Consider the following 25,559-nt stretch of genomic DNA (forward strand, 5'->3'; position numbering starts at 1 on the left):
ATCCCCCTCTTTATGTACATTTCAGCGCAGAATATCGTCCAGCTCGGTGAAAAACCGCGCCATCTGTTCCGGCGTGCCGATGGTGATGCGCAGCCAGCTGTCGATGCGCGGGGCCGAGAAGTACCGGATCAGCACCCCCCGTTCCCGCAGCGCTTCAAAGATTTCCTTCGCCGGTTTTCCGGCGGGCTTGACAAACAGAAAATTGGTGGCCGAATCCAGCACTGTGAAGCCTCGCCGGCGCAGTTCTTCGGCGGTATTTTGCCGGGTGCGGCAGATCTTTTCCACCGTGGCCCGGAAATAGGCGTCATCCCGCATGGCGGCGGCCCCGGCGGCCTGGTTCAGCGAACTGATGTTGTAGGGGCTGTAACTGAACTTGATGCGGTTCATGTCCGCGATCAGGGCGGGCTGTGCGGCACAGAAGCCCAGCCGGGCCCCCGCCAGGCTGCGGGACTTGGAGAAGGTGCGCACCACAACCAGGTTATCGTACTTGGGCACCAGCGGCAGGCAGGAAGCGCCCTCCCCCGCAAAATCCACGTAGGCCTCGTCCACGATCACAATGTGGTCGGGATTGCGGCGGATGACCTCCTCGATGGCCGCCACCGGGGCCAGCAGGCTGGTGGGGGCGTTGGGGTTGGCAATGACGATGGTCTGCCCCAACCCGTAATAGGCGGTCAGGTCCAGGGTAAAGTCCTCCCGCACCGGCAGGATGTGGGCCGGCACTCCCATCAGCTGGCACAGCACCGGGTAAAAGCTGTAGGTAATGTCCGCAAAGGCCAGGGGGGTGTTCTCATCACAGAAAGCCCGGATGGCCAGCAGCAGGTTCTCGTCGCTGCCGTTGCCGCACAGGATGTGATCGGCGGGCAGGCCCACCTGCTGGGCGATGGCCGCACACAGGTCAGCTTCGGTCAGGTCGCAGTACAGGCGCAGCCCGGCCACCGCCCCCGCCACCGCGTCGGCCACGGCAGGGGAGGGGGGATAAGGGTTCTCGTTGGCGTTGAGCTTGACAAGATCGGGCATTTTGCGCTGTTCGCCGGGTGTATAGGGTTCCAGCGCCGCCAGCGTGGGGGTGAAATAACGGCTCATATTTGGCCTCCGTCCTTGTGCGGCGCCGGACGGCGGGCACAGTAGATCAGGTGCGGCATATCCACACCGTAGTAATGTTTGGTAAACTGCCCCACTACCTGCATGCCGTTGCGCTCCGCCACCGCCCGGGAAGGGGCATTGTTGTCCCGGATGATGGAATAGACGGCGTCGGCATCCAGCGCCCAGTATCCGTAGTGCATGCAGGCCCGGGCGCACTGGGTGGCATAGCCTTGGTGCCAGCAATCCCGGCGGAAGAGGTATCCCACCTCCATCACATCCCCCAAGGGGGTGGGCTGCATGCTCAGCCCGCACTGGCCGATCATCTCCCCGGTATCGGGGCGGACGGCGGCCCACAGGCCGAATCCGTCCTTTTGATAGCGGTTCAGCTGCCGGTCCAGCCAGTCCTGGACCTCGGCGTCGGAGAAGGCGTGTTCGTAGGCGTACATGACTTCCGGGTCCTGCAGGATGGCACACAGGGCGCGGTAGTCGGACTGCACCATGGGGCGCAGATGCAACCGGCCCGCACTCAGGGCAAAGGGGGCGGTCATTGACCGTCCTCGTAGCGGATGGTCACGCTCTTGGCGTGGGCGTGCAGGCCTTCCCGCTCCGCAAAGTCGGCGATGCGGTCCTTCACATCGGCCAGGGCGTCCCGGGTGTAGTAGAGGAAGCTGGACTTCTTGACAAAATCGTCCACGCTCAGCGGGCTGGAGAACCGGGCGGTGCCGGAGGTGGGCAGGGTGTGGTTGGGCCCGGCAAAGTAGTCGCCCAGGGCCTCGGGCACGTTGCGGCCCATAAAGATGCTGCCCGCGTTGCGGATCTGGCCCAGCAGGGCAAAGGGGTCCTCCACGCACAGTTCCAGGTGTTCGGGGGCGATGAGGTTGGCGGCCTCCACCGCCTTGGTCAGGTCGTCGGTGACGATGATCTTGCCGTTGGTGTCGATGCTCTCCCGGGCAATGGCCGCGCGGGGCAGCTGGGAAATCTGCACTTCCAGTTCCGACTGCACCGCCTTGGCCAGGTCCATGCTGTCGGTGACCAGCACCGCGGTGGCCAGCTTGTCGTGCTCGGCCTGGCTCAGCAGGTCCGCCGCCACCCAGGTGGGATTGCAGCCGCCGTCGGCCAGCACCAGAATTTCCGAAGGTCCGGCGATCATGTCAATGCCCACCTTGCCGAAGACCTTGCGCTTGGCGGTGGCCACATAGATGTTGCCGGGGCCCACGATCTTGTCCACGGCGGGCACGGTCTCGGTGCCGTAGGCCAGGGCGGCCACCGCCTGGGCGCCGCCGGACTTGACGATCTTGTCAATGCCCGCCACCGCCGCCGCGGCCAGAATGTTGGGGTTCACCTTGCCGTCCTTGCCGGCGGGGGTGGTCATGACGATCTCCTTGACCCCGGCCACCTTGGCGGGAATCACGTCCATCAATACGGTGGACGGGTAGGCTGCCGTGCCCCCCGGCACGTAGACACCGGCTTTTTCGATGGGGGTGTATTTCTGCCCCAGCACCACGCCGGGGGTGTCGTTGATCACAAAATCCTTGTGCACCTGGTGTTCGTGGAAGGCCCGGATGTTGGCGGCGGCCATGCGCAGGGTGGTCAGGAAATCCTCCCCCACGGCGGCAAAGGCTTCGTCGATCTCCTCCTTGGTCACCAGCAGGCTGTCCAGATCGGCGCCGTCAAACTTTTTGGCGTAATCCCGCAGGGCTTCGTCCCCCCGGGCACGCACGTCGGCAATGATGCCGTCCACCACGGCTTCCACATCGGCTTCGGCCCGGATATCCCGGTTCAGAATCTCCTCCGGCCGCACGGTGTCAAAAGAAAGAATACGGATCATACTTTCAGTGCCTCCTTCATTTTGGCCAGCAGCTCGGTCAGCTGGCGATACTTGAACTGGTAGCTGGCGCGGTTGGCGATGAACCGCGCACTGATGGGCATGAACTCTTCCAGCACGGCCAGGTTGTTTTCCCGCAGGGTGGTGCCGGTTTCCACAATGTCCACGATCACATCGGACAGCCCCAGGATGGGGGCCAGTTCGATGGAACCGTTGAGCTTGATGATGTCGATGTCCCGGCCCAGGGCTTCGTAGTGCTCCCGGGCGATGGAAACAAACTTGGTGGCCACCCGCAGGGCCCGGCTCTCGTCGTCCACAAAATCCTTGGGCCCGGCCACACACATCCGACACTTGCCCATGCCGGTGTCCATGAGCTCATATACGTCGGCGCCGGATTCGGCCAGGATGTCCTTGCCCACAATGCCGATGTCCGCGGCCCCGTGCTCCACATAGATGGCCACATCGCTGGGTTTGACCAGGAAGTACCGCACCCTGGCTTCGGGGTTCTCCACCACCAGCTTGCGGGTCTCGTTGTAGTCCTCGTCGCAGCCGTACCCGGCCTTGGCCAGCAGGCCGTAGGCCTTGTCGCCCAGACGTCCCTTGGGCAGGGCGATGTTCAGCCAGGTGTCCGGCTCCGCTTCGGCGCTGGGGGCCAGCCGTTCCAGCTCGTCCAGGTAAAGGGCAAAGCCCAGGGCACAGGCGTCAGGGGTGAACCGGCGGGCCAGCAGATCGTACCGGCCGCCCTTCAGCACCGCCCGGGGTGCCCCGGCGGCGTACCCGGTGAACACCAGGCCGTTGTAATATTCCATGTCCCCGGCCAGGCTCAGGTCCAGCCGCACGGTGGCGGCGTCTTTGCCCAGGCCCGCGTACAGGGCTTGCAGTTCATCCAGGGCTTCGGTCTGGGCCTGGCAGCGGCAGCGGGCGCGGGCTTCGGCCAGGGCGGCCTCAAAGGGGCCGTGCAGGCTCAGCAGGGCGCACAGGGCGTCGGAGCCATCCGCGTCCAGCCCGGCGGAAAGGGCTGCCTGGCGCAGTTCGTGGGCGTTTTTGTCCCGCAGCAGTTCCAGCAGCCGGGGCCGGGCAGCGGCGTCCACCTGCAGGGTGTCCAGCAGGCCGGTGAGATACCCCATGTGGCTCACTTCCAAAAAGGTCCGGGTGCCCAGGGTGGCCAGGCTGTCCACGGCCAGCCGGACCACCTCGGCCTGGCGGGCGGCGTCCACCGCGCCGATGCACTCCAGCCCCATCTGGCTGATCTCCGCAAAGGTGTGGCTTTCCCGGCTGGGACGGCAGACCTGTTCGGTGTAATAGTAGCGCTTGCACTCGCCGGGGGCGGGCTGGGCGTTCTTGGCAATGGAGAGGGTCACATCCGGGCGGATGGCCCGCAGCTTGCCGTCCAGGTCGGTGAAGGTGATGACCTGGGCGTCGGGCAGAAATTTCTGGTTCTGCTGGTACAGGGAATACTCCTCAAACCGGGCACAGCGGAATTTGCGGTACCCGGCCTGTTCGTACAGGGCCCGCAGCTGCAGGGTGCAGCGCTCGGCGGGGGAAAAACGAGTCAAATCCAGTTCCATACAACGATACCTCACACATCCATGCAAAACATGGTCTTATTATACTTTAGCGGACTAAAGATGTAAAGAGCGGCAACCGGCCGCCGGAAAAACAAAAACAGCAGGCGCAGCTTTCCCGTCTTTCGGATAAACGGAAAAATGCGCCTGCTGGAAGGTTTGCAGCTGTTGATTCAGCCCTGGCAGCCCATCTCGTCCCAGTCGGCAAAATCCTCGGCCTTGGCAATGGCGGTGGGGTCGAGTTTGCCGTCCACGGTGGGAACGGGGTCGGTGTGGTCCTGCACGGGGTTGGGGTTGGGCGAGCTGTTGTCCGGCACCGGGATATACACCTCGGCGCTTGCGCTGGCCGGGGATTCCGCGGTTTCAGGCGCGTCGGTCTCGGGCTCGGCGGCATCCTCATCAAATGCCTCCGGGCCCAAAATATGCTCGTGCTCGCTGTTTTCGGAATAACGCTGGGCCAGCAGGGTAGCGGCGCAGCCCAGGGCCGCACCGGCCAGAACCGGCAGCAGATGACGGAATAATGCCATAGGATGTCCCTCTCTTCCCTGCACCGGCTCCCGCGGAACCGGCGAATTTGTGGATAGTATACCACCATTTTAACCGGAATACAAGCTTTTTTATGCTGCAAAAAGCCTGTTTATCCCTGCCGGGGCGGCAAAAGCAGACTCCTCGGCAGCCGGATTTCGGCGCAGCCCCCGCCCTGGGGCAGGTTGTACAGCGCCAGGGTGCCGCCGTGGGAGGCGGCCACCTGCCGGGCCATGTACAGCCCCAGGCCCTGGTGGGCGTCGTGGCGGGCGGTGTCCCCGGTGTACAGCAGTCGTCCGGCCTTGCGCAGGGCTTCGGGGGAAAAACCGCGCCCTGTATCCTGCACCGCCAGCATCAGGGTCCCACCGGTCAGGCGGACTTCCAGGGTGACGGTGCCTCCCGGCGGTGCGAATCGAACGGCATTGTCCAGCAGGTTGTCCACCGCCCGGGCCATCCGATGGGGCTGGATATCCAGGGCGGACCCGTCGGGCAGGGCGTTCAGCAGCCGGAAAGTCCGGCCCGCCGCCGTGCACAACGCCCGGCCGGTCTCCTTCCGCCGGGCCAGAAAATCCGCCGCCGCCACCCGTTGCCGGGCTTCGTCTGTGCCGGTCCCGGGGGCAGCCACCGCCCGCAGATCCGCCAGATACCGGGCGGCGGTCTCGCAGCTCCGGCGCACCGCCGCCACACTTCCGGCGGCCTGGGGCGGCAGGGCCTCCTCGGCCAGCAGGTCGGCGTGGCCGGCAATGACGGTCAACGGCGTTTTCAGGTCGTGGCTGAGGGCGGCAATCTGCTCCGCGCGCTGCTGTTCCGCCTCCCACTGTTCCCGCAGACTTTGGGCCAGGTGTTCCCGCAAGGTCTGCATGGTGTCCAGGGCTTCGTCCAGTTCCCGGATGCGGGTTCGGCCGAAGGTGTCTCCCGAAAGATCCCCCGCCGTGATGCGGGTGCAGGCATCCTGCAGCCGGACTGCCGCCGCCGAGAGGCGCCGGGCGGTGCGGCGGGTGTTGCACCAGATGAGCAGTCCCATCAGTACGGCCAGCAACCCCAGATAGGTCAGCTGAAAATCCGGCAGCCGCTGCCGCAGATGTTCGTTGGCGTAAGGCACCGAGTAATCGTATTGCAGAAAGCACACCGACCCGTCCGCCAACGTCACCGGCAGGTGATACTGGGTGTAGCCCAGATTGCCCGACCCGCCGAACCAGGCATTCAGCGCCGTGTCCAGCTGGCGGTCGGTCATGTTGGTGGCCAGCACGGCGGGGGAGCCGGGGGCGGGGAAGAGGGCGTACCGGCATAAGGGGTCCAGGCGGGAAGCATCAAAGGTGTCGGCGGTCATGGCGGGCAGCACCTCGGCGGCCCGGTTACAGGCTTCGGCGGCAGCGGAGGCGGGCAGGATGAATCCCATATTGAACAGAATCCCAAAGACCAGCCACCACACCAGCACCAGAGCGGCGCCCAGGGCGGCGGTGGACAGCAGATAGCGCAGCAGCAGTCCCCGCAGGCTGACGGCCGGGTGTTTCATGGCGTGGCTCCTTTCCACCGGTAGCCGATGCCCCACACCGTCTCGATGGGGTCCGCCCCGGGCAGGGCGGCACGCATCTTGGCCCGGATATTCTTGATGTGTTCGGTGACGGCCCGCTCGTCGGCGCTACCGTCGTAGCCGAACACCGCCTCGTACAGCTGTTCCTTGGAGAAGGTCCGCCCCGGGTGCAGGGCCAGATATTCGCACAGGGCGTACTCCGCCCGGGTCAGGTGCAGGGGCGTCTGCCCCGCATACAGCACCTTGGCGGCCATGTCCAGGGCAAACTCCCCCCGCAGCAGCCGGTCGGTGGGCTGTACGCCCCGCTGCTGCCGCCGCAGATGGGCGTTCACCCGGGCCCGCAGCTCGGCAACCCGGAAGGGCTTGCGCAGATAATCGTCCCCGCCGGCGGCCAGCCCCTGCAGGATATCCGCCTCCCCGTCCTTGGCGGTGAGAAACAGAATGGGTGCCCCGGTCAGGTCCCGGATGCGGCGGCAGAGGGCCACGCCATCCTCCCCGGGCATCATCACATCCAGCAGGATGCAGTCCGCCCAGCGGCAGAGTTCCCCGGTCACCTGGGCGCCCGCCGTACAGACCCGCACCCGGTGCCCGTCCCGCTCCAGGGCGGTCTGCAGCAGGGAACCAATCTCCCGGTCGTCGTCCACAGCCAGTATGTTTGCCATTATGCCGCCCCCGTCAATACGCACACCGCCCAGGACGCCGCATACAGCAGGTACACATGGGTGGGATAGAACCAGTAAAACAGCGCCTTGTGCCCGGCACCCCGGCGGCCGTTGTACAGCGCCATAGGGATGACCGCTGCCACGCCGTACCATTCATAGTAGGCGGTGAACATCTGGGAGAAGGCAAACCCGTCCTGCCCCCGCACCGCCAGCCAGACCGCAAAGAAGTCCATGCCGATGGTCCACACCGCCCAGGCGGTGAGCTGCAGGGGGCGCTTGTCCCGGAACAGGTACAGGATCACCCCGCCGATGAGGTACATCGGCCCGCCGTCGGTGATGCACACCCAGGCGGGCAGCACCGTGCTGCCCAGCAGCACCACCGTCGTGGCCATCCCCGGCAGGGCGGCCAGCAGCACCACCGCAAAGCCCCAGACCACCGGTCCCAGGGCGGCCAGCAGGCCCCGGACAATCCGCCCCTGCCGCAGCCAGTCGATGCCCTGCCATACCACACACAGGATCACAAAGTTCAGAAAGATGCCGTTGAGGGGATAGAACCCGTCGGGACGGCGGAACAGCCCCACATACATCATCAGGAAGGTGAGGGCCCCCATCCCGGCACCAATGCCCCACATGCGCAGAAAATAGCGCTTGCGGTCATGGGTGTGGGCAAAGCCCTCCACGGCGCAGAAGAGGAACAGCGGGGCGGAAAGCCGTCCCAGCATGGAGAACCATTCCGGTACAAGGCCGGTGAACTCGAAAAAGTAGTGGATGTGGTCCATGACCATCAGCACCAGGGCAATGGTCTTGAGGACGGTGCCGTCCAGACCCCGTTTTTGCGTTGTCAGCATGGGAAAGAAACCTCTCTTTTCTTTAAGATACCAATATGCTAACAGCCGATTGTGTAGAAAGTATCAGGAAAATGCTATAAAAACAGCCCCCGGGGGTTCCGGGGGCCGGGGAAAAGGCTCAGCGCACCTGCTGCACGGTGTAGGTGAAGCCGTACGCTTCCTGCAGGGCCTTGACGGCGGGTTCGCAGTCCTCAATGAAGGTGGGGGCGTACACGCTCTGGCCGTTGTGGGCCTTCTTGTAGTCTTCCACGATCTGGGTCAGCTTGGCCCAGCCCTCATCGGCCTTGGCCTGGTCCATATCCTTCGGGAAGTCGATGATGAATTCGCGATGGGTGGGAATACGAGCTTTCATAGTGATACACTCCTGTTGATATTTTATGATAATATACAATTTGTATATTACGGACGGGGTCATTCCACGCCGAAAATCCGGCGTGCGTTGGCGGCGCAGGTATCCAGCACCGCCTGGGGTTCTGTCTCCCACAGGCCGGCAATATACCCGGCCACATGCAGGATGTTGCGGCTGTCGTTGCGGCGGCCGCGCACCGGTTCCGGCGCCATGTAGGGGCAGTCGGTCTCCAGCACGGCATGGTCGTGGGGGATAGCGGCCAGCACCTTGGCGGCCCGCTTGGCGCCCTTGTAGGTCACCGCGCCCCCAAAGCCCAGGCAAAGGCCCTGGGCGGTGAGCCAGGCGGCGTCCTCGGCGCTGCCGCTGTAGCAGTGCAGCACCCCACGGGGCTTGTACCGGCGCAGCAGTTCGTACATCTCGCCGTGGGCCTCCCGGTCATGGATGGACACCGGCAGGTCCAGCTCGGCGGCCAGCTGCAGCTGGGCTTCAAAGAGGTCGTACTGTTCCCGGGCGGGCAAAGGCCAGTGATGGTCCAGGCCGATCTCGCCCACCGCCACCACCGCCTTGTCCTCAAACAGGGGGCGCAGGGCCTTCAGCTCCGCTCGCCAGTCCCCGCCGTAGACGGCCACGGTGGGGGCGTCCTCCTCTCCCAGACTTTCGGGGTGGATGCCCAGCGCCGCGTGGATGTAGGGGTAGGTGTGGGCCAGTTCCAGCACCCGGGGAGCATCCCCGGAATGGGTGGCACATTCCAGCACCCCTACCACCCCACCTTCCGGCAGGGCCTTGCCCAGCAGTTCCGCCCGGTCGGCGTCGAACTGCCGGGAGGAATAGTGGGCGTGGGTGTCAAAGATGTTGGTCATGGGGTCACCTCAACCTTTTGGGGCGTTTTGCGGGGCTTGTTGACCAGGAAAATGCCCACACATACCAGCACCAACGCCCCAATGTATTGCCACTCAAACAGGGGCTCGCCGTTGAGCACCGCCGAAAGCAGGGTGGTGACCACCGGAATCAGCAATCCGGAAACGGCAATGCGGCTGACGGGGTTGTTTTTCATGAGCAGGGCCCACAGCACATACCCGGCGCCGGACACAAAGGCCAGATACAGCAGCACCGGCACGGCGGCGGGGCTCTGGGGCGAAAGCCGTCCGCCCATGGCGAAGCCGATGACAGCCAGGGCCAGACCGCCCACGCCCAGGTTCAGGCAGCAGACGCTGAAGCTGTCGGCCTTGCGGGTCACGGATTTGTTCCAGGGCCCCGACATGGAGAACACCGCCGAGGCGATGAGCATGGCGGCGATGCCCCAGGCACTGCCGCCGCCGTGGTTGCCCAGGGTGGCCACCAGCACGCCGCCGAATCCCAGCACACAGCCCAGGGCCTTGCGCGGGGTCATACGGTCGGCGGCACCGTACAGAAAGTGGGCCAGAATTACACCCATAAAGCTTTGGGTGCTGTTGAGGATGCTGCCGAAAGAGCCGGTGAGCTGGGCCACTGCCGAGTAGTAAAAGAAATACTGGGTGGCCGTTTGCCACAGACCCATGGCACAGCATTCAGCCAGCACCTTGCCCCGGGGCATGGGCAGGGGACGGCGTTCCAGGGCGGACCCCACCAGCCAGACCAACAGGCTGCCCAGCATGAACCGGATGCCGGCAAAACAGAGGATGGTGGGGGTGTCGGAGGAATCGATCACAAACAGGCGATAGCCCAGCTTGATGAAGGGGAAAGCCGACCCCCACAGGATGTTGCAGACCACGGCCAGGACCACCGCCGCGGCGGGGATGGAAAAAATCGTGTCCAGGCGCGATTTTTGAACGGACTTGGTTTCCAAGAAAATGCCTACCTTTTCTGAAAAATTCGGCCGCAGGGCCGCATACAAAACCGGCGGCGCCAAACCGCAGGGCAGCGCCGCCGGCTCAATCAAAATCAGTGGATACGGGTACCGACGGGCACATCGTCGCCGTAGAAGGCGATGGAGCAGCCGCCGTCGGCGGTGTCAGCGGCCATGATCATGCCTTCGCTGACATACTTGCCCTTCATCATGGGGCGGGGGGCCAGGTTGGCCACGATGGGCACACGCTTGCCCACCAGGTCTTCCGGCTTGTACCACTTGGCAATGCCGGACAGGATGCAGCGCTCCCGCTCGCCGTCGAACACGGTCAGGTGCAGCAGCTTCTTGCTCTCCTTCATGGCCTCGCAGGCGCGGACTTCACCCACCCGCATTTCCACCTTGCAGAAGGTGTCGAAGTCGATCTCTTCTTCGTGGTCGGTGATCTCGGCCACCGCTTCCGCCTTGGGGGCTTCGGCCTTGGCGGCCTCGGCGGCTGCCTTGGCTTCGGCTGCGGCCTTGCGCTTGGCGTCCTCCGCTTCCAGATAGGCAATCTCCGCCTTCACGTCGATGCGGGGGAACAGGGCCTCGCCCTTGTGCACGGTGTAGGCGCTGCGCAGGGTGCCCATGGTCTCGTCCCGCAGCAGAGCGTTCAGCTCGTCGGCACTCACGCCCAGCTGTTCGGCCATCTTGGGGGCGGTGTTGGGCAGGTAGGGCTGCAGCAGGGCGGCAATCAGTTCCAGGGCGCTGCACAGGTTGAACAGCACCACGTTCAGGCGGGGCTTGTCCTCCTCGTTCTTGGCCAGCACCCAGGGCGCGGTCTCGTCGATGTACTTGTTGGCCCGCTGCACCAGCTCAAAGATGTGCATCAGGGAGGTGGGCACGTCCAGGGCTTCCATGGAAGCATCCACCTTGCCGGGCAGTTCCCGCATGATGGAAGCCAGGGCCTCGTCCAGCGGCGCGTTGGTCACGGTGCCGCCGAAGTACTTCTCACACATGGCCACGGTGCGGGACAGCAGGTTGCCCAGGTCGTTGGCCAGGTCAGTGTTGATGCGGTTGATCAGGGCTTCGTTGGTGAAGGAGCCGTCATTGCCGAAGGGCACTTCCCGCAGCAGGAAGTAGCGCACGGCGTCCACGCCGTAGCGGTCGCAGAGCTTCACCGGGTCAACGACATTGCCCTTGCTCTTGCTCATCTTGCCGCCGCCCAGCAGCAGCCAGCCGTGGCCGAAGACCTTCTTGGGCAGGGGCAGATCCAGAGCCATGAGCATGGCCGGCCAGATGATGGTGTGGAAACGCAGGATTTCCTTGCCCACCATGTGCACGTCCGCGGGCCAGTACTTGTCGTAGTCGTGGTAGGTGTCGTTGCCGTAGCCCAGGGCGGTGATATAGTTGGAGAGGGCGTCGATCCAGACGTAGATGGTGTGCTTGGGGTCAAAGGGAACGGGGATGCCCCAGGACACGCTGGTGCGGGATACGCAGGTATCCTGCAGGCCCTGCTTGATGAAGGCGATCATCTCGTTGCGGCGGGTGGCGGGCTGGATGAAGTCGGGGTGATCCTCATACCACTGCAGGATGCGGTCGGCATACTTGCTAGTCTTGAAGAAGTAAGCTTCCTCTTCGGCCTCATACACGGGGCCGCCGCAGTCGGGGCAGCAGCCGTCCTTCAGTTGGGCTTCGGTCCAGAAGCTCTCGCAGGGCTTGCAGTACATGCCCTTGTAGGTGCTCTTGTAGATGTCGCCCTTGTCATGCAGGGCGGTGAAAATCTTCTGCACGCTCTTGACATGGTAGTCGTCGGTGGTGCGGATGAACCGGTCGTAGCTTACGTCCATGGTCTTCCACAGGTCCTTGACGGTGGCCACGATCTCGTCCACATATTCCTTGGGAGTCACGCCCTTGGCGGCGGCCTTGTCCTGAATCTTCTGGCCGTGCTCGTCGGTGCCGGTCAGGAACATGACATCATAGCCCTTGGCGCGCTTGTAGCGGGCCAGGGCGTCGCAGGCCACGGTGGTGTAGCTGTGACCGATGTGCAGCTTATCGCTGGGATAATAGATGGGGGTGGTGATATAAAACTTTTTGTTTTCCATGGGGGAAAAACATCCCTTTCCTTCAAAAATTCATTGTATAGCGATGATTTATAAACAGCTGCGACCCGGCGGTCACATTCGGAACCCGGGTTGGCGGCATCTGGGGCCTGTTTTCATGGCTGGCCTCCCGTCTTGTCAAACCCGATGGGCTGCACGCCGCAGGCAAGCAATGCGTGACGGCACAGCACCTCGGTGCTGTCGATGAAAAACTCTCCCAGGCCTTCGTCCCGCTTGACCAGGCTCAGCTCGGTGCAGCCCAGCACGGCGCGGTCGCACCCCTGGGCTTTCAGGTCCTCCACCGCGGCGTTGAACACCGCCATGTCGGCCCGGTGGCCCTTCTTGATCTGGTCATAGATCACCGACATCACCCCGGCCTGGTGGGCGGGGGAGGGCGCTGCCCAGGGCAGACCCGCTTCCCGGCACATGATCTGGTAGGTTTCGGCCTGCAGGGTACCGTCGGTGGCCAGGATGCCCAGCTTTTGGCAGCCGTCGGCTTTTGCTTCGGCCACGGTCAGCCGGGGCATGTTCAGCACCGGCACCGGCAGAGCGGCGGCCAGACGGTCGTAGAAGTAGTGTGCGGTGTTGCAGGGAATGGCCAGCACGGTGGCGCCGTAGGCCACCAGGCTTTCCCCGTCCTGCTCCATCACGGTGAAGGGGTCCTCGTCGCTTTTGCCCAGGATGAAGGCAGTGCGGTCCGGGGTGGATGCCCGGGAGGACAGCACCAGATCGATGTGGTCCTGGTCCCGCACGGCGGGGGTGTGGTCGATGAGCATCTGGTACAGGTAGCAGCTGGCAGCGGGACCAAGCCCGCCCAGAATGCCCAGCACCGGACGCTTGGGTTTGTTTTGTTCCATACACACCCCTCCCATTTTAAGCAGTACATTTCTATTATATCGTCCGGCACGCCATTATGCAACCGTGCCGGGGAAAAAGCCAAGAAAAAAGCTCGTCTGATGGGCGAAGGGGCCCTTATCCCGGACGCCCGACGGGCGGGACCGGGGAGAAGGCACAGACACAAACAAAAAGCCCCGGCGCACCTTGGTGCGCCGGGGCGGTACTACTTGATTGGAGTCATAGCCTCATACCCTGTATTCGTTGTATGCGGATCATGGTTTTCAGAACTTTTTGGATTTGATCCGCTCCGTTGCGAAGGTGATTTCAGTGATCCGATCGATCGGATTTTTCAGGGTCTGCCATTGGATCTTGGGATTTGCGCTTAAAAGAGGTTGGAGTGTTATCCCGGGATCTGCGTAAGCAGGTTCATCAATCTTGCCTTCCGTATCTCAGGTTGGCCGGCCATTCAAGTTTGTTTCGGTTTCCATCTGACGATGTTATCTCCGGATTCCCTCGGAAAGGAACCTTCTACAACATCTTATGGGTTACGATTCAATTTTGTCTGGTTTGATTTTCTGCGGTCTGTACGCAAAACCTTTTGCGAGGGGATTTCCTTTTCGAAGCGTTTGTTACCAAAGAACGATTTGAACAGATTTTGCTGATCACTGAGTTTGCGGGTAAGGGTTTACTGCCAGAGGATGCATCCCTCTTTATCAACTGTACATTGGCGTTATCTCCCACTGGTTAGATGAACGTAGATCGAACTTTTAAGGCTGAACCTTTCGGTTCAAACCATTCGCATCTAAGATACTTCCGGCCGTTATCTTGTTCCCATCTTATTCCTGAACTTACTTTCTTAGTGCTTCTCTTTCTTTTTAAGGAAAGATTTATTCGGAAAGTTTTTGTCGGAATTTTTTTACTTGCTCAAAACCTTTAAGCTTACGGGCCTAACGATTTATTTTGCCGTTTCGGTTTCCTTTCGGAATCCTTTTACCTTCGGGAATCACCGGCCATGAGGTCAGACTTTACGTTCCTTTCATCTAATCTATTCGAAACGCTGGGGTCCTAACTTTGACGGGCCCTGGGACTGCTGATCTCTATTATACGAACCGATCATCGGTTGATTACTTCTTTTACAGGTAATGACCTGCGGCTGTCAATGTGGTTCGTTTTTCTTCAGCAGGCCCAGGCCCGCCGGTGATGAATGGGATCTTTGAAGTTTGCCATCGGGCTGAGCCTCCTTCCTTACGAATCCTGCCGGCCTAGCCTTTGCACGTCTTTCAAGTTCTCCGATGGCTCTTCGGCTTCCTCTTTACGGAGTCCCTACAGTGTTCTCTTTGAAGCTGCTTTCCCATTTTCGGAACCATCTGGTTCTGAACCGGGTGTTCATACTTTAGAGAAATCGTCTGTAAGCTGTCGAAAGAGTATCCGCGCCTTTTTCGGTTCCTTTTGAAAGTGGCTGTCTTGGAACTTTCTGTGGTTCCTTATCTCCGGCTGTTTTCTTTCTGTGATTATACTATAGCACGGGGGTCCGGTCCCGTCCATTCGCAGAAACGCCAAAGCTGAAATGAAATATTTGTTCATGTTATGGATGGATAATGCATTGACGGATGTGGTATAATAAATATGTCCGGTGTACCTAAAAACGGGATGCAGCCCTTGAACCAAGGGTCTGCATCCCGTTTTTTTGATTATAGACCGCAGAAATTGCGGGCAACACCCCAGATCAGCAGTGCGGCAATGTACACGACCGCCGTGATCTGCCAGGTTTTGCCGGGGCGGGTGTCTTCCCACCAAAAACGCCACAGGATCGCCGCCAGCAGCGGTGATGTGGCCAGCAGAAAGGGATTGGCGGCAAAAGCGCCTGCCCAGTCGCCCCGCAGAAGGTGCAGCAGCAGGGTTGTCACTCCGCACCCCGGACATTTCAGCCCGGTCACCAGCCGGATGGGGCAGGGAATCCCGCCGAAGCGGGCGGCAAACGCCGCGTATACGGCCCCGATACCGCATACCAGCGCCAGGGTGCGCAGTTTGCGGCGCTTAGCCGGCGTAATGGTTGACAGCATCCTGGAACAGGGCCAGGTTGATGATCTGGAACCCGAACAGGGCAATGATCAGGTTGATGATGCCGCTGTCCGCCGTGCGGTTGAGGTAAGCCACCTTGCGGCCCATCACATAGGCCCAGTAGATACCGTAAATACCGCAGGTGACCAAACTCAGCAGGAACACCACAATGCCGCTGGGGGCGCTGGCGTCGCCGGTCAGAGCGTTGATCTCATCGTTGAGCACCACAAACCAGTAGATGCCGTAGATGCCGCAGGTGATGATGCTCAGCACGATGGCCAGGGCCACGCTGCGGGTGGGGCGCTGGTAGCCGGGCTGGTAGGCGTTGTACGGCGGGGGCGGGGCCTGTTCATAGCGGGGACCCTGGTCGTTGTTGGGGGCCGTGTCTTCGGGGATGGGCTGGCCGCAGGTGGGGCAGAAACGGTCATTGTCGGCACAGGAAGTGCCGCAGCGGGGACAGGTTTTCATAGGGAATCCTCCTTCGCTTTTTTATACATCCACCGGCGGCAGGGCCCGCCGGAAAGATTCACATGCTCTCGGGGGCGCTGATCTTGAACATGGTCAGCACGTTGCGGATCACCCCGCGCACGGCCAGGCACAGGGCAATGCGGCCCTGAAGGACGGCGTCCTCGGCGCCCAGGATGCGGCAGGAGTTGTAAAACCGGTGGAAGGCGCTGGCCAGGTCGATGACAAAGCGGGTGATGCGGGCCGGGTCATACTTTTCGGCCGCGGCGGCAATCTCGGCGGGGAAGGCGGCCAGCAGCCGGATCAGGGCCAGCTCGCTGGGGTCGGTGAGGACGGCGGCGTCCACGGCCTCCATGCCCCGGAAGGTGATGCCCTCGCTCTCCAGCTTCTTCAGGATGGAGCAGATGCGGGCGTGGGCGTACTGCACATAGTACACCGGGTTTTCGCTGTCGTTGCGCACGGCCAGGTCCAGGTCAAAGTCCAGGGTGGAGGTGCTTTCCCGCTGGTTGAAGAAGAAGCGGGCGGAATCGATGGGCACCTCATCCAGCAGGTCGGTCAGGGTGATGGCCTTGCCGGTCCGCTTGGACATCCGCACCGGTTTGCCGTCCCGCATCAGGTTGACCATCTGCATGAGCACCACGTCCAGACGGCTGCCGTCCAGTCCCACGGCGTCCATGGCGCCCTTCATGCGGGCCACGTGGCCGTGGTGGTCGGCGCCCCACACGTCGATGGCCTTGTCAAAGCCGCGCACGGCCAGCTTGTTGTAGTGGTAGGCGATGTCGGCGGCAAAGTAGGTGGGAATGCCGTTGGCGCGCACCAGCACTTCATCCTTGGCTTCCTCCTCGGTGCCGTCGGTGGTCTTGCGCTTGTTGGCCACGCCGTACTTGGCGGCAAACTGGGCGCTCTTGTACATGATGGCGCCGTCCTCGGCCTTGTAGCAGGCACCGGACTCCAGCAGCTTGTCCACCACGGCCTTCACCGCGCCGGATTCATGCAGGGTGCTCTCATGGAACCACACGTCGTAGGTGATGCGGTACTTGCCCAGGTCACGCTGCAGCCCTTCGATGTTCTTGGGCAGGGCGTAGTCGGTGATGGCCTTCTTCAGCTCCTCGAAGTCGGCGTTCACATAGGCGTCGCCGTGCTCGGCGGCAAAGTTCTTGGCATGCTCGATGATGTCGTGGCCCTGGTAGCATTCCTGGGGCAGGGGGCAGGCCTCCTCGCCCTTGAACAGCTGCAGGTACCGGATGGCCAGGCTCTTGCCGAACTTCTGGATCTGGTTGCCCGCGTCGTTGATGTAGAATTCCCGGGTCACGTCGTACCCGGCCCAGTCCAGGCAGGCGGCCAGGCAGTCGCCCAGGGCGCCGCCCCGGGCGTTGCCCATGTGCATGGGGCCGGTGGGGTTGGCGGAAACAAACTCCACGTTGTACTTCTTGCCGGCGCCCGCCTCGGTGCGGCCGTATTCCGGCTCGGAGCAGGCGGCGCGGACCACGTCGGTGAACCAGCCGGTGCCCAGATACAGGTTGATGAAGCCGGGACCGGCAATCTCCGCCCGGTCAAAGGCGCTGCCGGTCAGGTCCAGGCAGCCCACAATGGCCTCGGCGATCTGCCGGGGTGCCTTGCGGAACACACGGGCGCCGGCCATGGCCAGGTTGCTGGCCACATCGCCGTTCTTCACGTCCGCCGGAATCTCCACGATAAAGGCGGGCAGCTCGGCGCGGGGCAGCGCGCCGGACTCCATGGCGGCTTCAGCGGCGCCCTGCAGCAGACCCCGGGCCGCATCCAGGGCGGCCTGGCGGGGGTTGTAGTGTTCGTACTTCATGTTTGAAACCTCCGTTTAACTCAAAAATCCCCAAAAGGGAGGATGCTTATTCTTCCACTTCGGTGGGCAGCTGCTCCACCGTGATGTCCACCAGGTTGCGGCTGATGAAGTTCTCGCCGCCCGAATCCAGGGTGTAGCTGAACTTCAGCCGGCCGCCGTTCTCGCCCAGAAACAGCTCGATCACGTCGGCGGCCACCCCCAGGGAGATGGACCCGTACCCGGTCTCGTAATGGCAGATGTGGCGGATGCCCTTTTCGATCACCAGCTGGCTGGGCACCTTGCCGAACCGTGTCATCACCACCTGCTGGCCGTCCAGAGTGGCCTTGACGGTGGTGGTGCACCCCGCATAACCGGTGGCCTCGGTCTCCTCGTACACAATGTAGTAGGCCGAACCCCGCTGGGTGAACTTGCCCCGGGTCATCAGCTCCACACTGTCCTCTTCGCCGTTCTGCTGCATGGTGCCGCGGATGGTGATCAGGTAATTGTCCTGCATGTTCTTTCTATCCTTATATAGTATTGTACCTTGTCAGTAGGTCTCGATGGCAATCTGCTCCACCGGGCCGCCGGCGTACTCGCCCAGGAACAGGGTCTCCAGTTCCTGGAAGGCCTCGGGGGTGTCGCTCACGTAGTAGCGCACCCGCCCGCCTTCGGTGCGGCCGTTGGTCAGTTCCAGGTCGGCCAGGGCGGCGGCGGTCTCGATGGCCGTGACCTTGCCCGGGTCGATGAGGGCCACGTCCGCCCCCATGAAATCCCCGATCATCTTTTTCAGCAGGGGATAGTGGGTGCAGCCCAAAATCAGGGTGTCCACCCCGGCGTCCCGCAGCTCGGTCAGATACTGCTCAATGACCAGGGTGGTCACCGGGTCGCCGTCCTGCACGTGGCCGCTCTCCACCAGGGGCACAAACAGCGGGCAGGCCTTGGCGGTGATCTGGATGTCCGGCATCAGGTCCTTCAGCAGCGCCGCATAGGACCCGCTGCGGATGGTGGCCGCCGTGCCGATGACCCCCACCCGATGGTTGCGGGTCAGGGTGACGGCCTTGCGGGCGGCGGCCCCCACCACCCCGGTGTAGGGCACCGGCAGGCGGGAGGCCTCCTCCGACGGGTAGGTGGAAGAGACGGTGCCGCAGGCGGCCATGAGGAACTTGACGTTCTGGCTCAGCAAAAACCGGATGTCCTGCCGGGCGTACTGGAGGATGGTCTGCCGGCCTCGGCTGCCGTAAGGCACCCGGCCGGTATCGCCGAAATAGATGATGTCCTCACCGGGCAGAACCCGGCGCAGCTGGCGCACGGCGGTCAGACCGCCCAGGCCGCTGTCAAACACTCCGATGGGCCTTGTATCCATCAATAGGCTCCCTTCCGCTTGGTCAGCGCCAGGTGAATCAGACGGTCCGCCAGCGCCGAAAAGCTCAGCCCCTCCTTTTCCATCAGCTTGGGGTACATGCTGATGGCCGTGAACCCGGGGAAGGTGTTCAACTCATTGCACAAAACCCGGCCGGTGCCCTTCTGCACAAAGAAGTCGCAGCGGGACAGCCCGGCGCAGCCCAGGGCCAGATAGGCCCGGCGGGCCAGCGCCTGCACCTCATCCAGCTTGGCCTGGCTCAGCCGGGCGGGGATCAGCACCTGGGACACCCCGTTTTTGTACTTGTCGTCGTAGGTGTAGAACTCCGCCCCGGCCAGGATCTCGCCGGGATGGGTGGTGAAGACGGTGTCGGGGGCGTCGGGGTTGCCGATGGCGGCACACTCCACCTCCTGGCCGTCGATGAACTCCTCAAAGACAACCTTGTCGTCCTCGGCCAGGGCCACATCCACCGCCTTGCGCAGCTCGGCCCGGTCCCGGGCCTTGGAGATGCCCACGCTGGACCCGGCGTTGGCCGGCTTGACGAAGATGGGGTAGGGCAGCTTGGCTTCGACCGTGTCCAGCACCTTGTCGGCGTCGGCTTCCAGGTCGGCGCGGACGGCGAAGCACCAGGCGCAGTGGGGTACGCCGGAAGCGTCCATCACGGTGTTGGCCACCACTTTGTCCATGCACACGGCGCTGGCCAGCACGCCGCAGCCCACATAGGGCAGGCCCGCCAGCTCAAACAGTCCCTGGATGGTGCCGTCCTCGCCGTTTTTGCCGTGCAGCACCGGCACCGCCACGTCCACCGGCTGTTCCCGCCAGCCGTCGCTTTCCTTCACCAGCAGGGCGCGCAGGGTGCGGTCGGGGCTCAGGGCGCAGGGGGCGCTGTGGGCGGCGTCGGTTTCCCAGCTGCCATCCTCCACCCGGTCGGCGGGGCCGGTGTAGCGCAGCCAACGGCCTTGCTTGGTAATGCCCACCGCCGTGACGGCATAGCGCCCGGCACAGGGCGGCTGGCCCAAAGCCCGCAGCCAGGCCGCCGCGGATACGCAGCTGACCTCGTGTTCACTGGATACACCGCCGAAGAACAATGCCAGGCGGATCTGTTTATCTTCAACCATACAGATTACATCCCCTCATGTATTGAAACGCATAACATTTCAGCTTATAATAATAGCATATTTGCCCACGGGTTAAAAGATGTTTGCCCAAAAAAGAAAAAATATTGGAAAAAACTTTTCCGGCGGCCGGCGGGGCCGAAAAAGTGCTTGACAACGCCCTGTTCCCGTGGTAAGATAACGGTTGTAAAAAAAGCAGCGTCCGGCTAGAATGCCGTCGTTCACCTTGCGGGCCGCAAAGGCTCCGGGTCATAGATACCGAAGACTGCGGCCCACGGGTCTGCTTCGGCATGGTATGGTCTGTTCGGCGGCTGCTTTTTACGGCAGCCGCTTTTGTTATTCACTTTACGTTTTGTATGGGAGGTGTATTCCAATCGCCAGCACTAACACTACCAAGGAACTGGAGATCAACGAGCGCATTCGCGACAAAGAGATTCGCCTGATCGGGGCCGACGGCTCCCAGATGGGCATCATGTCTCCCCGCGACGCACTGCGCATGGCCATGGATCAGGACCTGGATCTGGTCAAGGTCGCCCCGCAGGCCAAGCCCCCGGTGTGCAAGATCCTTGATTACGGCAAGTACCGCTTTGAAATGCAGAAGCGCGAAAAGGAAGCCAAAAAGAACCAGAAAGTCGTGGAAGTCAAGGAGATCCGTCTTTCTTTGAACATCGACACCAACGACTTCAACACCAAGGTCAATCAGGCGGCCAAGTTCCTGGCACAGGGCCACAAGCTCAAGGTTTCCATCCGGTTCCGCGGCCGTGAGATGGCGCACACCAACCTGGGCCTGGACGTGCATCGTCGTTTTGCCGAACAGCTGGAAGGCAAGGGTGTTGTTGACAAACAGCCCAAGCTGGAAGGCCGCAGCATGATGATGTTCATGTCGCCCGCGCCCACCAAGTAACCCAATATTAGGAGGAAAAACAAAATGGCAAAGCTCAAACTGAAGACCTGCTCCGGCGCCAAAAAGCGCTTCAAGATGACCGGCACCGGCAAGATCAAGCGCAATGCGTCCAAGCGCCGTCATATCCTGACCAAGAAGACCACCAAGCTGACCCGCGGTCTGCGCATGAACCACTATGTGGACAAGACCAACGAGGCCACCGTGCGCCGCATGATGCCCTACGGCGGCTGATTGCCCACCCCGCACGAAACCACCGGTTTGAATATGACTGTATAAAAGGAGATAGAATACAATGGCTCGTATCAAAGGCGCTACCATGACGCACAAGCGTCGCACCAAGACCCTGAAACTGGCGAAGGGCTACTACGGCTCCAAGTCCAAGCATTTCCGCATGGCCAAGCAGGCCGTGATGAAGTCCGGCAACTACGCTTTCGTCGGCCGCAAGCTGAAGAAGCGCCAGTTCCGCAACCTGTGGATCACCCGCATCAACAACGCGGCCCGTGCCCAGGGCATGAACTACTCCACCTTCATGAACGGTCTGAAGAAGGCCGGCGTGGAGCTGAACCGCAAGATGCTGTCCGAAATGGCCATCCACGATCCCGCCAGCTTCACCGCTCTGGTGGAGACCGCCAAGAAGGCTCTGTAATCGAAAACGAACCACCCAAAGACGCCCGCGCACATGCGCGTGCGTCTTTTTTGGAATTGTGAGCATTTTTATGGACATCTTACCTGTGATCACCAGCCGGGACAACGCCCGCATCAAGCGGGTGTGCGCTTTGCGTGACAGCGAAAAACAGCGCGCCGAAGCGGGGCTTTTCTTTGCCGAGGGTCCCAAGCTCTGCCTGGAGCTGGCCAAGGACTGTACCCTCACCGAGCTGTACGCCACCCAGGCGGCCCTGGACCGCACCCCGGCCCTGGCCGCCTTCCGGGACTGCACCACCGTGATTGCCCCCCATGTGGCCGAAAAGCTGGCCGGGACCCGCTCTTCCCAGAATGTTTTCGGGCTGTTCCGGGAACCTTCCACCGACCCGGCCCCGCTGCTGGCAGTTGCCCGCCGCATCCTGGCCCTGGAAGGGGTGCAGGACCCCGGCAACGTGGGCACTTTGCTGCGCAGCGCCGCGGCCTTCGGGTTTGATGCGGTTCTGCTGGGCCCCGGATGTGCCGCGCCCTTCTCCCCCAAGGTGCTCCGCGCCTCCATGGGGGCGGCGGGGCGGCTGCCTGTGGGCGTCTGTGCCGACCTGCCCGCTGCTCTGGGCACCCTGCGGGCCCGGGGCGTCACCTGCCTGGCGGCGGCCCTGTACAAGGCCCGGCCTTTGCAGGAGGTGGGCACCGACCTGCCCGGCGGGGTGTGCGTGGTCATCGGCAGCGAGGGCCAGGGCCTGACCGACGAAGCCGTGGCCGCCTGCGACGCCGCTGTGCGCATCCCCATGACCGACCGGGTGGAAAGCCTGAACGCCGGGGTGGCTGGCAGCGTTTTGCTGTGGCATTTCAGAGGAGTTTGATGTACAATGGATACCGCGTTGTACTGGATGTGGCTGGCAGACGGACTGGGTTCCGGCTGCCGCAGCGCCCGGGAACTGCTGCGGCAGTGCCCGGACCCTCAGACCCTGTATGAACGGCTGCAGGGCAACGGCCCGCTGCCCACGGCCCTGCACAAAACCGCCCGGGCCCGGCTGATGACCACCGACCCTGCCGCCCTGCAATCCCGGCTGGAAGCCTGTGCCCGCCTGGGGGTGGAGATCCTCACCCCCCAGGACATCGATTACCCCGACCGTCTGCGCACCCTGCCGGACATGCCGGTGGTGCTGTATGTCACCGGAAACATCGCCTGCCTCAGCGGCGGGCGGTATGTGGCCATGGTGGGCACCCGGCGCCCCAGCCGGTACGGCCAGCAGGCCTGCCATGACCTGGCGCTGAACCTGGCCCGGGCGGGGGCGGTGGTGGTCAGCGGTCTGGCCGACGGCCTGGACGCCGAGGCCCACCGGGCCGCCGTGGAGGCAGGCACCCCCACCGTGGCCTTTCTGGGCACCGCCATCGACAAGACCTTTCCCGCCGCCAACGCCCCTCTGCGGTCTGCCATCGAGGCCGGGGGCGGGGCGGTGGTGAGCGAATACCCGCCCGACTACCAGGGCAAGACCACCGGCACCTTTCTGGCCCGCAACCGGCTGATTGCCGGCCTGTCCGAGGCGGTCTGCGTCACCGAGGCCCGCCGCCGCAGCGGCACCTTGAATACGGTCTCCCATGCGGTGCGGTACGGCCGCCCGGTGTTCAGCGTGCCGGGCAGCATTTACAGCCCCACCAGCGAAGGCACCAACGATCTGCTGCGGGAGGGCAGGGCCCGCCCGCTGTGCGAAGCCCGGGACGTGCTGCATGCGCTGGAGATGCAGGCGGAGGACCCGCCGCCGACGGCTGAATCCGGGGCGGAGGAGATTCCTCTCACCGAGGAAGCCCGCCTGGTGCTGCAGGCCCTGGGCCCGGTGCCCCGCACCCCGGCCCAGGTGGTGACGGACACCGGCCTGCCCATCCAGCAGGTGCAGGCGGCGCTGATGGAACTGGAATTTGCCGGTGCCGCCGCCTCTCACCCGGGGCAATTGTATACCGCCCAACGGTAAAATTTTTTCAGGAGCGAAGCTATGCCAAAATTAGTCATTGTGGAATCCCCGGCCAAGGCCAAGACCATTGGCAAGTACCTGGGCCGCGGGTACAAAGTCACAGCCAGCATGGGCCACGTGCGCGACCTGCCGGCCAGCCAGCTGGGCATTGACATTGAACACGGCTATACCCCCAAATATATCACCATCAAGGGCAAGCAGAAGCTGGTCAAGGAGCTGAAAACCGAAGCCAAGAAGTGCGACGGCGTGCTGCTGGCCACCGACCCGGACCGGGAAGGGGAAGCCATCAGCTGGCATCTGGCCAACCTGCTGGGCCTGGACCCGGCGGCGCCCAACCGCGTCACCTTTGACGAGATCACCAAGAAGGGCGTCAAGGAAGGCATGGCCCATCCCCGGGCCATCGATATGGACCTGTTCAACGCCCAGCAGGCCCGGCGGGAACTGGACCGCCTGGTGGGCTACAAGCTCAGCCCGTTTTTGTGGCGCAAGGTGCGCCGGGGGCTGTCCGCCGGCCGTGTGCAGAGCGTCACTGTGCGCCTGATCCGGGACCGGGAACTGGAGATCGAGCGCTTTGTGCCCGAGGAATACTGGAACATCGACGCCAACCTGAAACCCGCCGGGGGCGGCGCCTCCTTCACCGCCCGGCTGTCCGCTTCCGCCGACGGCAAAAAGGTCACCGTGCGCACCAAGGAGGAGGCGGACAAAATTCTGGCCTCCCTGGAAGGCAAGCCCTACAGCGTGGCCAAGGTGGACAAGGGCAAGCGCCGCCGCGCTCCCGCCCCGCCTTTCATCACCTCCACCCTGCAGCAGGACGCCAGCCGTGCCTTCGGCTTTTCCGCCACCCGCACCATGCGGGCGGCCCAGACCCTGTACGAAGGCATGGACATCGAGGGCCACGGCACCGTGGGTCTGATCACCTATATGCGTACCGACTCGCTGCGTATCTCCGACGAGGCGGTGGCCGCCGCCAAGAGCTTCATCGGCGGCCGCTGGGGCGAAAAGTATGTCTGCCCCACCCAACGCCACTGGAAGTCCCGTTCCGCCACCGCGGCCCAGGACGCCCACGAAGCCATCCGGCCTTCCATGCCCGAGCTGACCCCCGACGAGGTGGAAAAGAGCATCTCCGGGGACACCGCCCGGCTGTACCGGCTGATCTGGTCCCGTTTCATGGCCAGCCAGATGGCCGACTGCCTCATGGACACCATGTCGGTGACCGTGGGGGCGGGGGACTGGCTCTTCCGCGCCTCCGGCTACACCGTCACCTTCGACGGCTTCACCGCCCTGTACGAGGAAGCCACCGACGACACCAAGAAGAAAGAAACCGCCCTGCCCCCGCTGGAAGCCGGGCAGGCGCTGAATCTGCATAAACTGACGGCGGACCAGAAGTTCACCCAGCCGCCGCCGCTGTACACCGAAGCCGCCCTCATCCACGCCCTGGAAGAGAACGGCATCGGCCGTCCTTCCACCTACGCCCCCACCATCAGCACCATCATCGACCGGGGCTATGTGGAAAAGGAAAACAAGAAGCTGAAAACCACCCCCCTGGGCCAGGCGGTGAACCAGGTTATGCTGGAGGAATTCCCCGACATCGTGGACCCCACCTTCAGCGCCGAGATGGAAAAGAAGCTGGACGTGGTGGAAAACGGCCAGGCCGACTGGGTGCAGACGGTGGACGAGTTCTACCAGGGCTTTGCCCAGAGCCTGGAAAAAGCCGAAAAGGACATGGAGGGCAAGAAGGTCAAGGTGGCGGACATCCCCACCGACGAGATCTGCGACAAGTGCGGCCGTCCCATGGTCATCAAGTCGGGGCGGTACGGCAAGTTCGTGGCCTGCTCCGGCTTCCCGGAATGCCGCAACGCCCACCCGCTGGTCAAGGACACCGGCGGCCTGTGCCCGGTGTGCGGCGGCCACATGCTGCTGCGCAAGAGCGCCAAGGGCCGTGTGTATTACGGCTGCGGCAACTACCCCACCTGCAACTTCATGACCTGGGACGAGCCGGTCACCGAGCGCTGCCCCCAGTGCAACAGCACCCTGTTCAAGCGCAAGGGGCAGCTCATCTGCCTGAAAGAGGGCTGCGGCTTTACCAAGGATGCCGCCCCCAAGAAGGAGTAAC

25 protein-coding genes are annotated in these 25,559 nt (G+C 63.0%); 6 read left to right on the forward strand and 19 right to left on the reverse strand.

Annotation, left to right across the window (positions count from 1 at the left end; all coding sequences use genetic code 11):
* Positions 1-21: 21 nt before the first annotated feature.
* The 19 genes from hisC to H6B15_RS04980 all read right to left on the reverse strand — a co-directional run bounded on the left by hisC (position 22) and on the right by H6B15_RS04980 (position 19,933).
* Positions 22-1,083, reverse strand: coding sequence for a histidinol-phosphate transaminase (gene hisC, locus H6B15_RS04890; RefSeq protein ID WP_204646680.1), 1,062 nt, complete (start codon positions 1,081-1,083; stop codon positions 22-24).
* Positions 1,080-1,631 carry a GNAT family N-acetyltransferase gene (locus H6B15_RS04895; RefSeq protein WP_204646682.1) on the reverse strand — a complete coding sequence of 184 codons (552 nt, stop codon included), beginning with the start codon at positions 1,629-1,631 and terminating at the stop codon, positions 1,080-1,082. The genes hisC and H6B15_RS04895 overlap by 4 nt, the downstream gene beginning before the upstream one ends.
* On the reverse strand, positions 1,628-2,911 hold the full coding sequence (hisD, locus tag H6B15_RS04900; protein ID WP_204646684.1) for a histidinol dehydrogenase: 1,284 nt from the start codon (positions 2,909-2,911) through the stop codon (positions 1,628-1,630). The genes H6B15_RS04895 and hisD overlap by 4 nt, the downstream gene beginning before the upstream one ends.
* Positions 2,908-4,476, reverse strand: coding sequence for an ATP phosphoribosyltransferase (gene hisG, locus H6B15_RS04905; protein WP_204646686.1), 1,569 nt, complete (start codon positions 4,474-4,476; stop codon positions 2,908-2,910). Before hisG ends, hisD begins: the two co-directional genes overlap by 4 nt.
* Positions 4,477-4,646: 170 nt before the next feature.
* Positions 4,647-5,000, reverse strand: coding sequence for a hypothetical protein (locus H6B15_RS04910; protein WP_204646688.1), 354 nt, complete (start codon positions 4,998-5,000; stop codon positions 4,647-4,649).
* 110 nt (positions 5,001-5,110) lie between these two features.
* Positions 5,111-6,514, reverse strand: a complete 1,404-nt coding sequence (locus H6B15_RS04915) for a sensor histidine kinase (RefSeq protein WP_204646690.1) — start codon at positions 6,512-6,514, stop codon at positions 5,111-5,113.
* Positions 6,511-7,194, reverse strand: a complete 684-nt coding sequence (locus H6B15_RS04920) for a response regulator transcription factor (protein WP_204646692.1) — start codon at positions 7,192-7,194, stop codon at positions 6,511-6,513. Before H6B15_RS04920 ends, H6B15_RS04915 begins: the two co-directional genes overlap by 4 nt.
* On the reverse strand, positions 7,194-8,042 hold the full coding sequence (locus H6B15_RS04925) for a TraX family protein (protein WP_204646694.1): 849 nt from the start codon (positions 8,040-8,042) through the stop codon (positions 7,194-7,196). Before H6B15_RS04925 ends, H6B15_RS04920 begins: the two co-directional genes overlap by 1 nt.
* 118 nt (positions 8,043-8,160) lie before the next feature.
* Positions 8,161-8,394, reverse strand: coding sequence for a methylenetetrahydrofolate dehydrogenase (locus tag H6B15_RS04930; protein WP_204646696.1), 234 nt, complete (start codon positions 8,392-8,394; stop codon positions 8,161-8,163).
* Positions 8,395-8,453: 59 nt separating this feature from the next.
* Entirely contained in the window at positions 8,454-9,251 is a 798-nt protein-coding gene (locus H6B15_RS04935; RefSeq protein WP_204646698.1) for a TatD family hydrolase, read from the reverse strand.
* Positions 9,248-10,216 carry a DMT family transporter gene (locus tag H6B15_RS04940; RefSeq protein WP_204646700.1) on the reverse strand — a complete coding sequence of 323 codons (969 nt, stop codon included), beginning with the start codon at positions 10,214-10,216 and terminating at the stop codon, positions 9,248-9,250. Before H6B15_RS04940 ends, H6B15_RS04935 begins: the two co-directional genes overlap by 4 nt.
* A 95-nt stretch (positions 10,217-10,311) precedes the next feature.
* Complete coding sequence (metG, locus tag H6B15_RS04945) at positions 10,312-12,297, reverse strand: methionine--tRNA ligase (RefSeq protein ID WP_204646701.1); 1,986 nt, start codon at positions 12,295-12,297, stop codon at positions 10,312-10,314.
* Positions 12,298-12,410: 113 nt separating this feature from the next.
* Positions 12,411-13,151 carry an aspartate/glutamate racemase family protein gene (locus H6B15_RS04950; RefSeq protein WP_207751490.1) on the reverse strand — a complete coding sequence of 247 codons (741 nt, stop codon included), beginning with the start codon at positions 13,149-13,151 and terminating at the stop codon, positions 12,411-12,413.
* 1,671 nt (positions 13,152-14,822) lie between these two features.
* On the reverse strand, positions 14,823-15,194 hold the full coding sequence (locus H6B15_RS04955) for a DUF2752 domain-containing protein (RefSeq protein ID WP_204646702.1): 372 nt from the start codon (positions 15,192-15,194) through the stop codon (positions 14,823-14,825).
* Positions 15,169-15,660 (reverse strand): DUF4234 domain-containing protein, encoded by a 492-nt coding sequence (locus H6B15_RS04960; RefSeq protein WP_204646703.1) that lies wholly within the window; start codon positions 15,658-15,660, stop codon positions 15,169-15,171. The genes H6B15_RS04955 and H6B15_RS04960 overlap by 26 nt, the downstream gene beginning before the upstream one ends.
* A 58-nt stretch (positions 15,661-15,718) precedes the next feature.
* Entirely contained in the window at positions 15,719-17,476 is a 1,758-nt protein-coding gene (argS, locus tag H6B15_RS04965) for an arginine--tRNA ligase (protein ID WP_204646704.1), read from the reverse strand.
* Between the two features lie 46 nt (positions 17,477-17,522).
* A complete protein-coding gene (locus tag H6B15_RS04970) occupies positions 17,523-17,969 on the reverse strand; it encodes a DUF1934 domain-containing protein (RefSeq protein WP_204646705.1) in 447 nt (148 codons plus the stop codon).
* A gap of 33 nt (positions 17,970-18,002) precedes the next feature.
* Complete coding sequence (gene murI / locus H6B15_RS04975) at positions 18,003-18,818, reverse strand: glutamate racemase (protein ID WP_204646706.1); 816 nt, start codon at positions 18,816-18,818, stop codon at positions 18,003-18,005.
* Positions 18,818-19,933, reverse strand: coding sequence for a D-alanine--D-alanine ligase family protein (locus tag H6B15_RS04980; protein WP_204646708.1), 1,116 nt, complete (start codon positions 19,931-19,933; stop codon positions 18,818-18,820). Before H6B15_RS04980 ends, murI begins: the two co-directional genes overlap by 1 nt.
* A gap of 292 nt (positions 19,934-20,225) precedes the next feature.
* On the opposite strand from H6B15_RS04980, the gene infC reads away from it, so the two are divergent.
* From infC to topA, 6 genes are all read left to right on the forward strand, one after another.
* Positions 20,226-20,834 (forward strand): translation initiation factor IF-3, encoded by a 609-nt coding sequence (gene infC, locus H6B15_RS04985; RefSeq protein WP_204646710.1) that lies wholly within the window; start codon positions 20,226-20,228, stop codon positions 20,832-20,834.
* A 24-nt stretch (positions 20,835-20,858) separates the two neighbouring features.
* The gene (gene rpmI, locus H6B15_RS04990; RefSeq protein WP_204646712.1) at positions 20,859-21,065 is read left to right on the forward strand and encodes a 50S ribosomal protein L35; all 207 of its coding nucleotides are present in this window, start codon (positions 20,859-20,861) and stop codon (positions 21,063-21,065) included.
* Positions 21,066-21,126: 61 nt separating this feature from the next.
* A complete protein-coding gene (rplT, locus tag H6B15_RS04995) occupies positions 21,127-21,480 on the forward strand; it encodes a 50S ribosomal protein L20 (RefSeq protein WP_204646714.1) in 354 nt (117 codons plus the stop codon).
* A 70-nt stretch (positions 21,481-21,550) separates the two neighbouring features.
* Positions 21,551-22,336, forward strand: a complete 786-nt coding sequence (locus tag H6B15_RS05000; protein ID WP_204646716.1) for a TrmH family RNA methyltransferase — start codon at positions 21,551-21,553, stop codon at positions 22,334-22,336.
* Positions 22,337-22,342: 6 nt separating this feature from the next.
* Positions 22,343-23,446, forward strand: coding sequence for a DNA-processing protein DprA (gene dprA / locus H6B15_RS05005; RefSeq protein WP_204646723.1), 1,104 nt, complete (start codon positions 22,343-22,345; stop codon positions 23,444-23,446).
* A 21-nt stretch (positions 23,447-23,467) separates the two neighbouring features.
* The gene (gene topA / locus H6B15_RS05010) at positions 23,468-25,558 is read left to right on the forward strand and encodes a type I DNA topoisomerase (protein ID WP_204646725.1); all 2,091 of its coding nucleotides are present in this window, start codon (positions 23,468-23,470) and stop codon (positions 25,556-25,558) included.
* The last annotated feature ends 1 nt before the right edge of the window (position 25,559 follow it).

This window comes from Gemmiger formicilis, from assembly GCF_016900095.1.
GTDB lineage: Bacteria > Bacillota > Clostridia > Oscillospirales > Ruminococcaceae > Gemmiger > Gemmiger formicilis_A.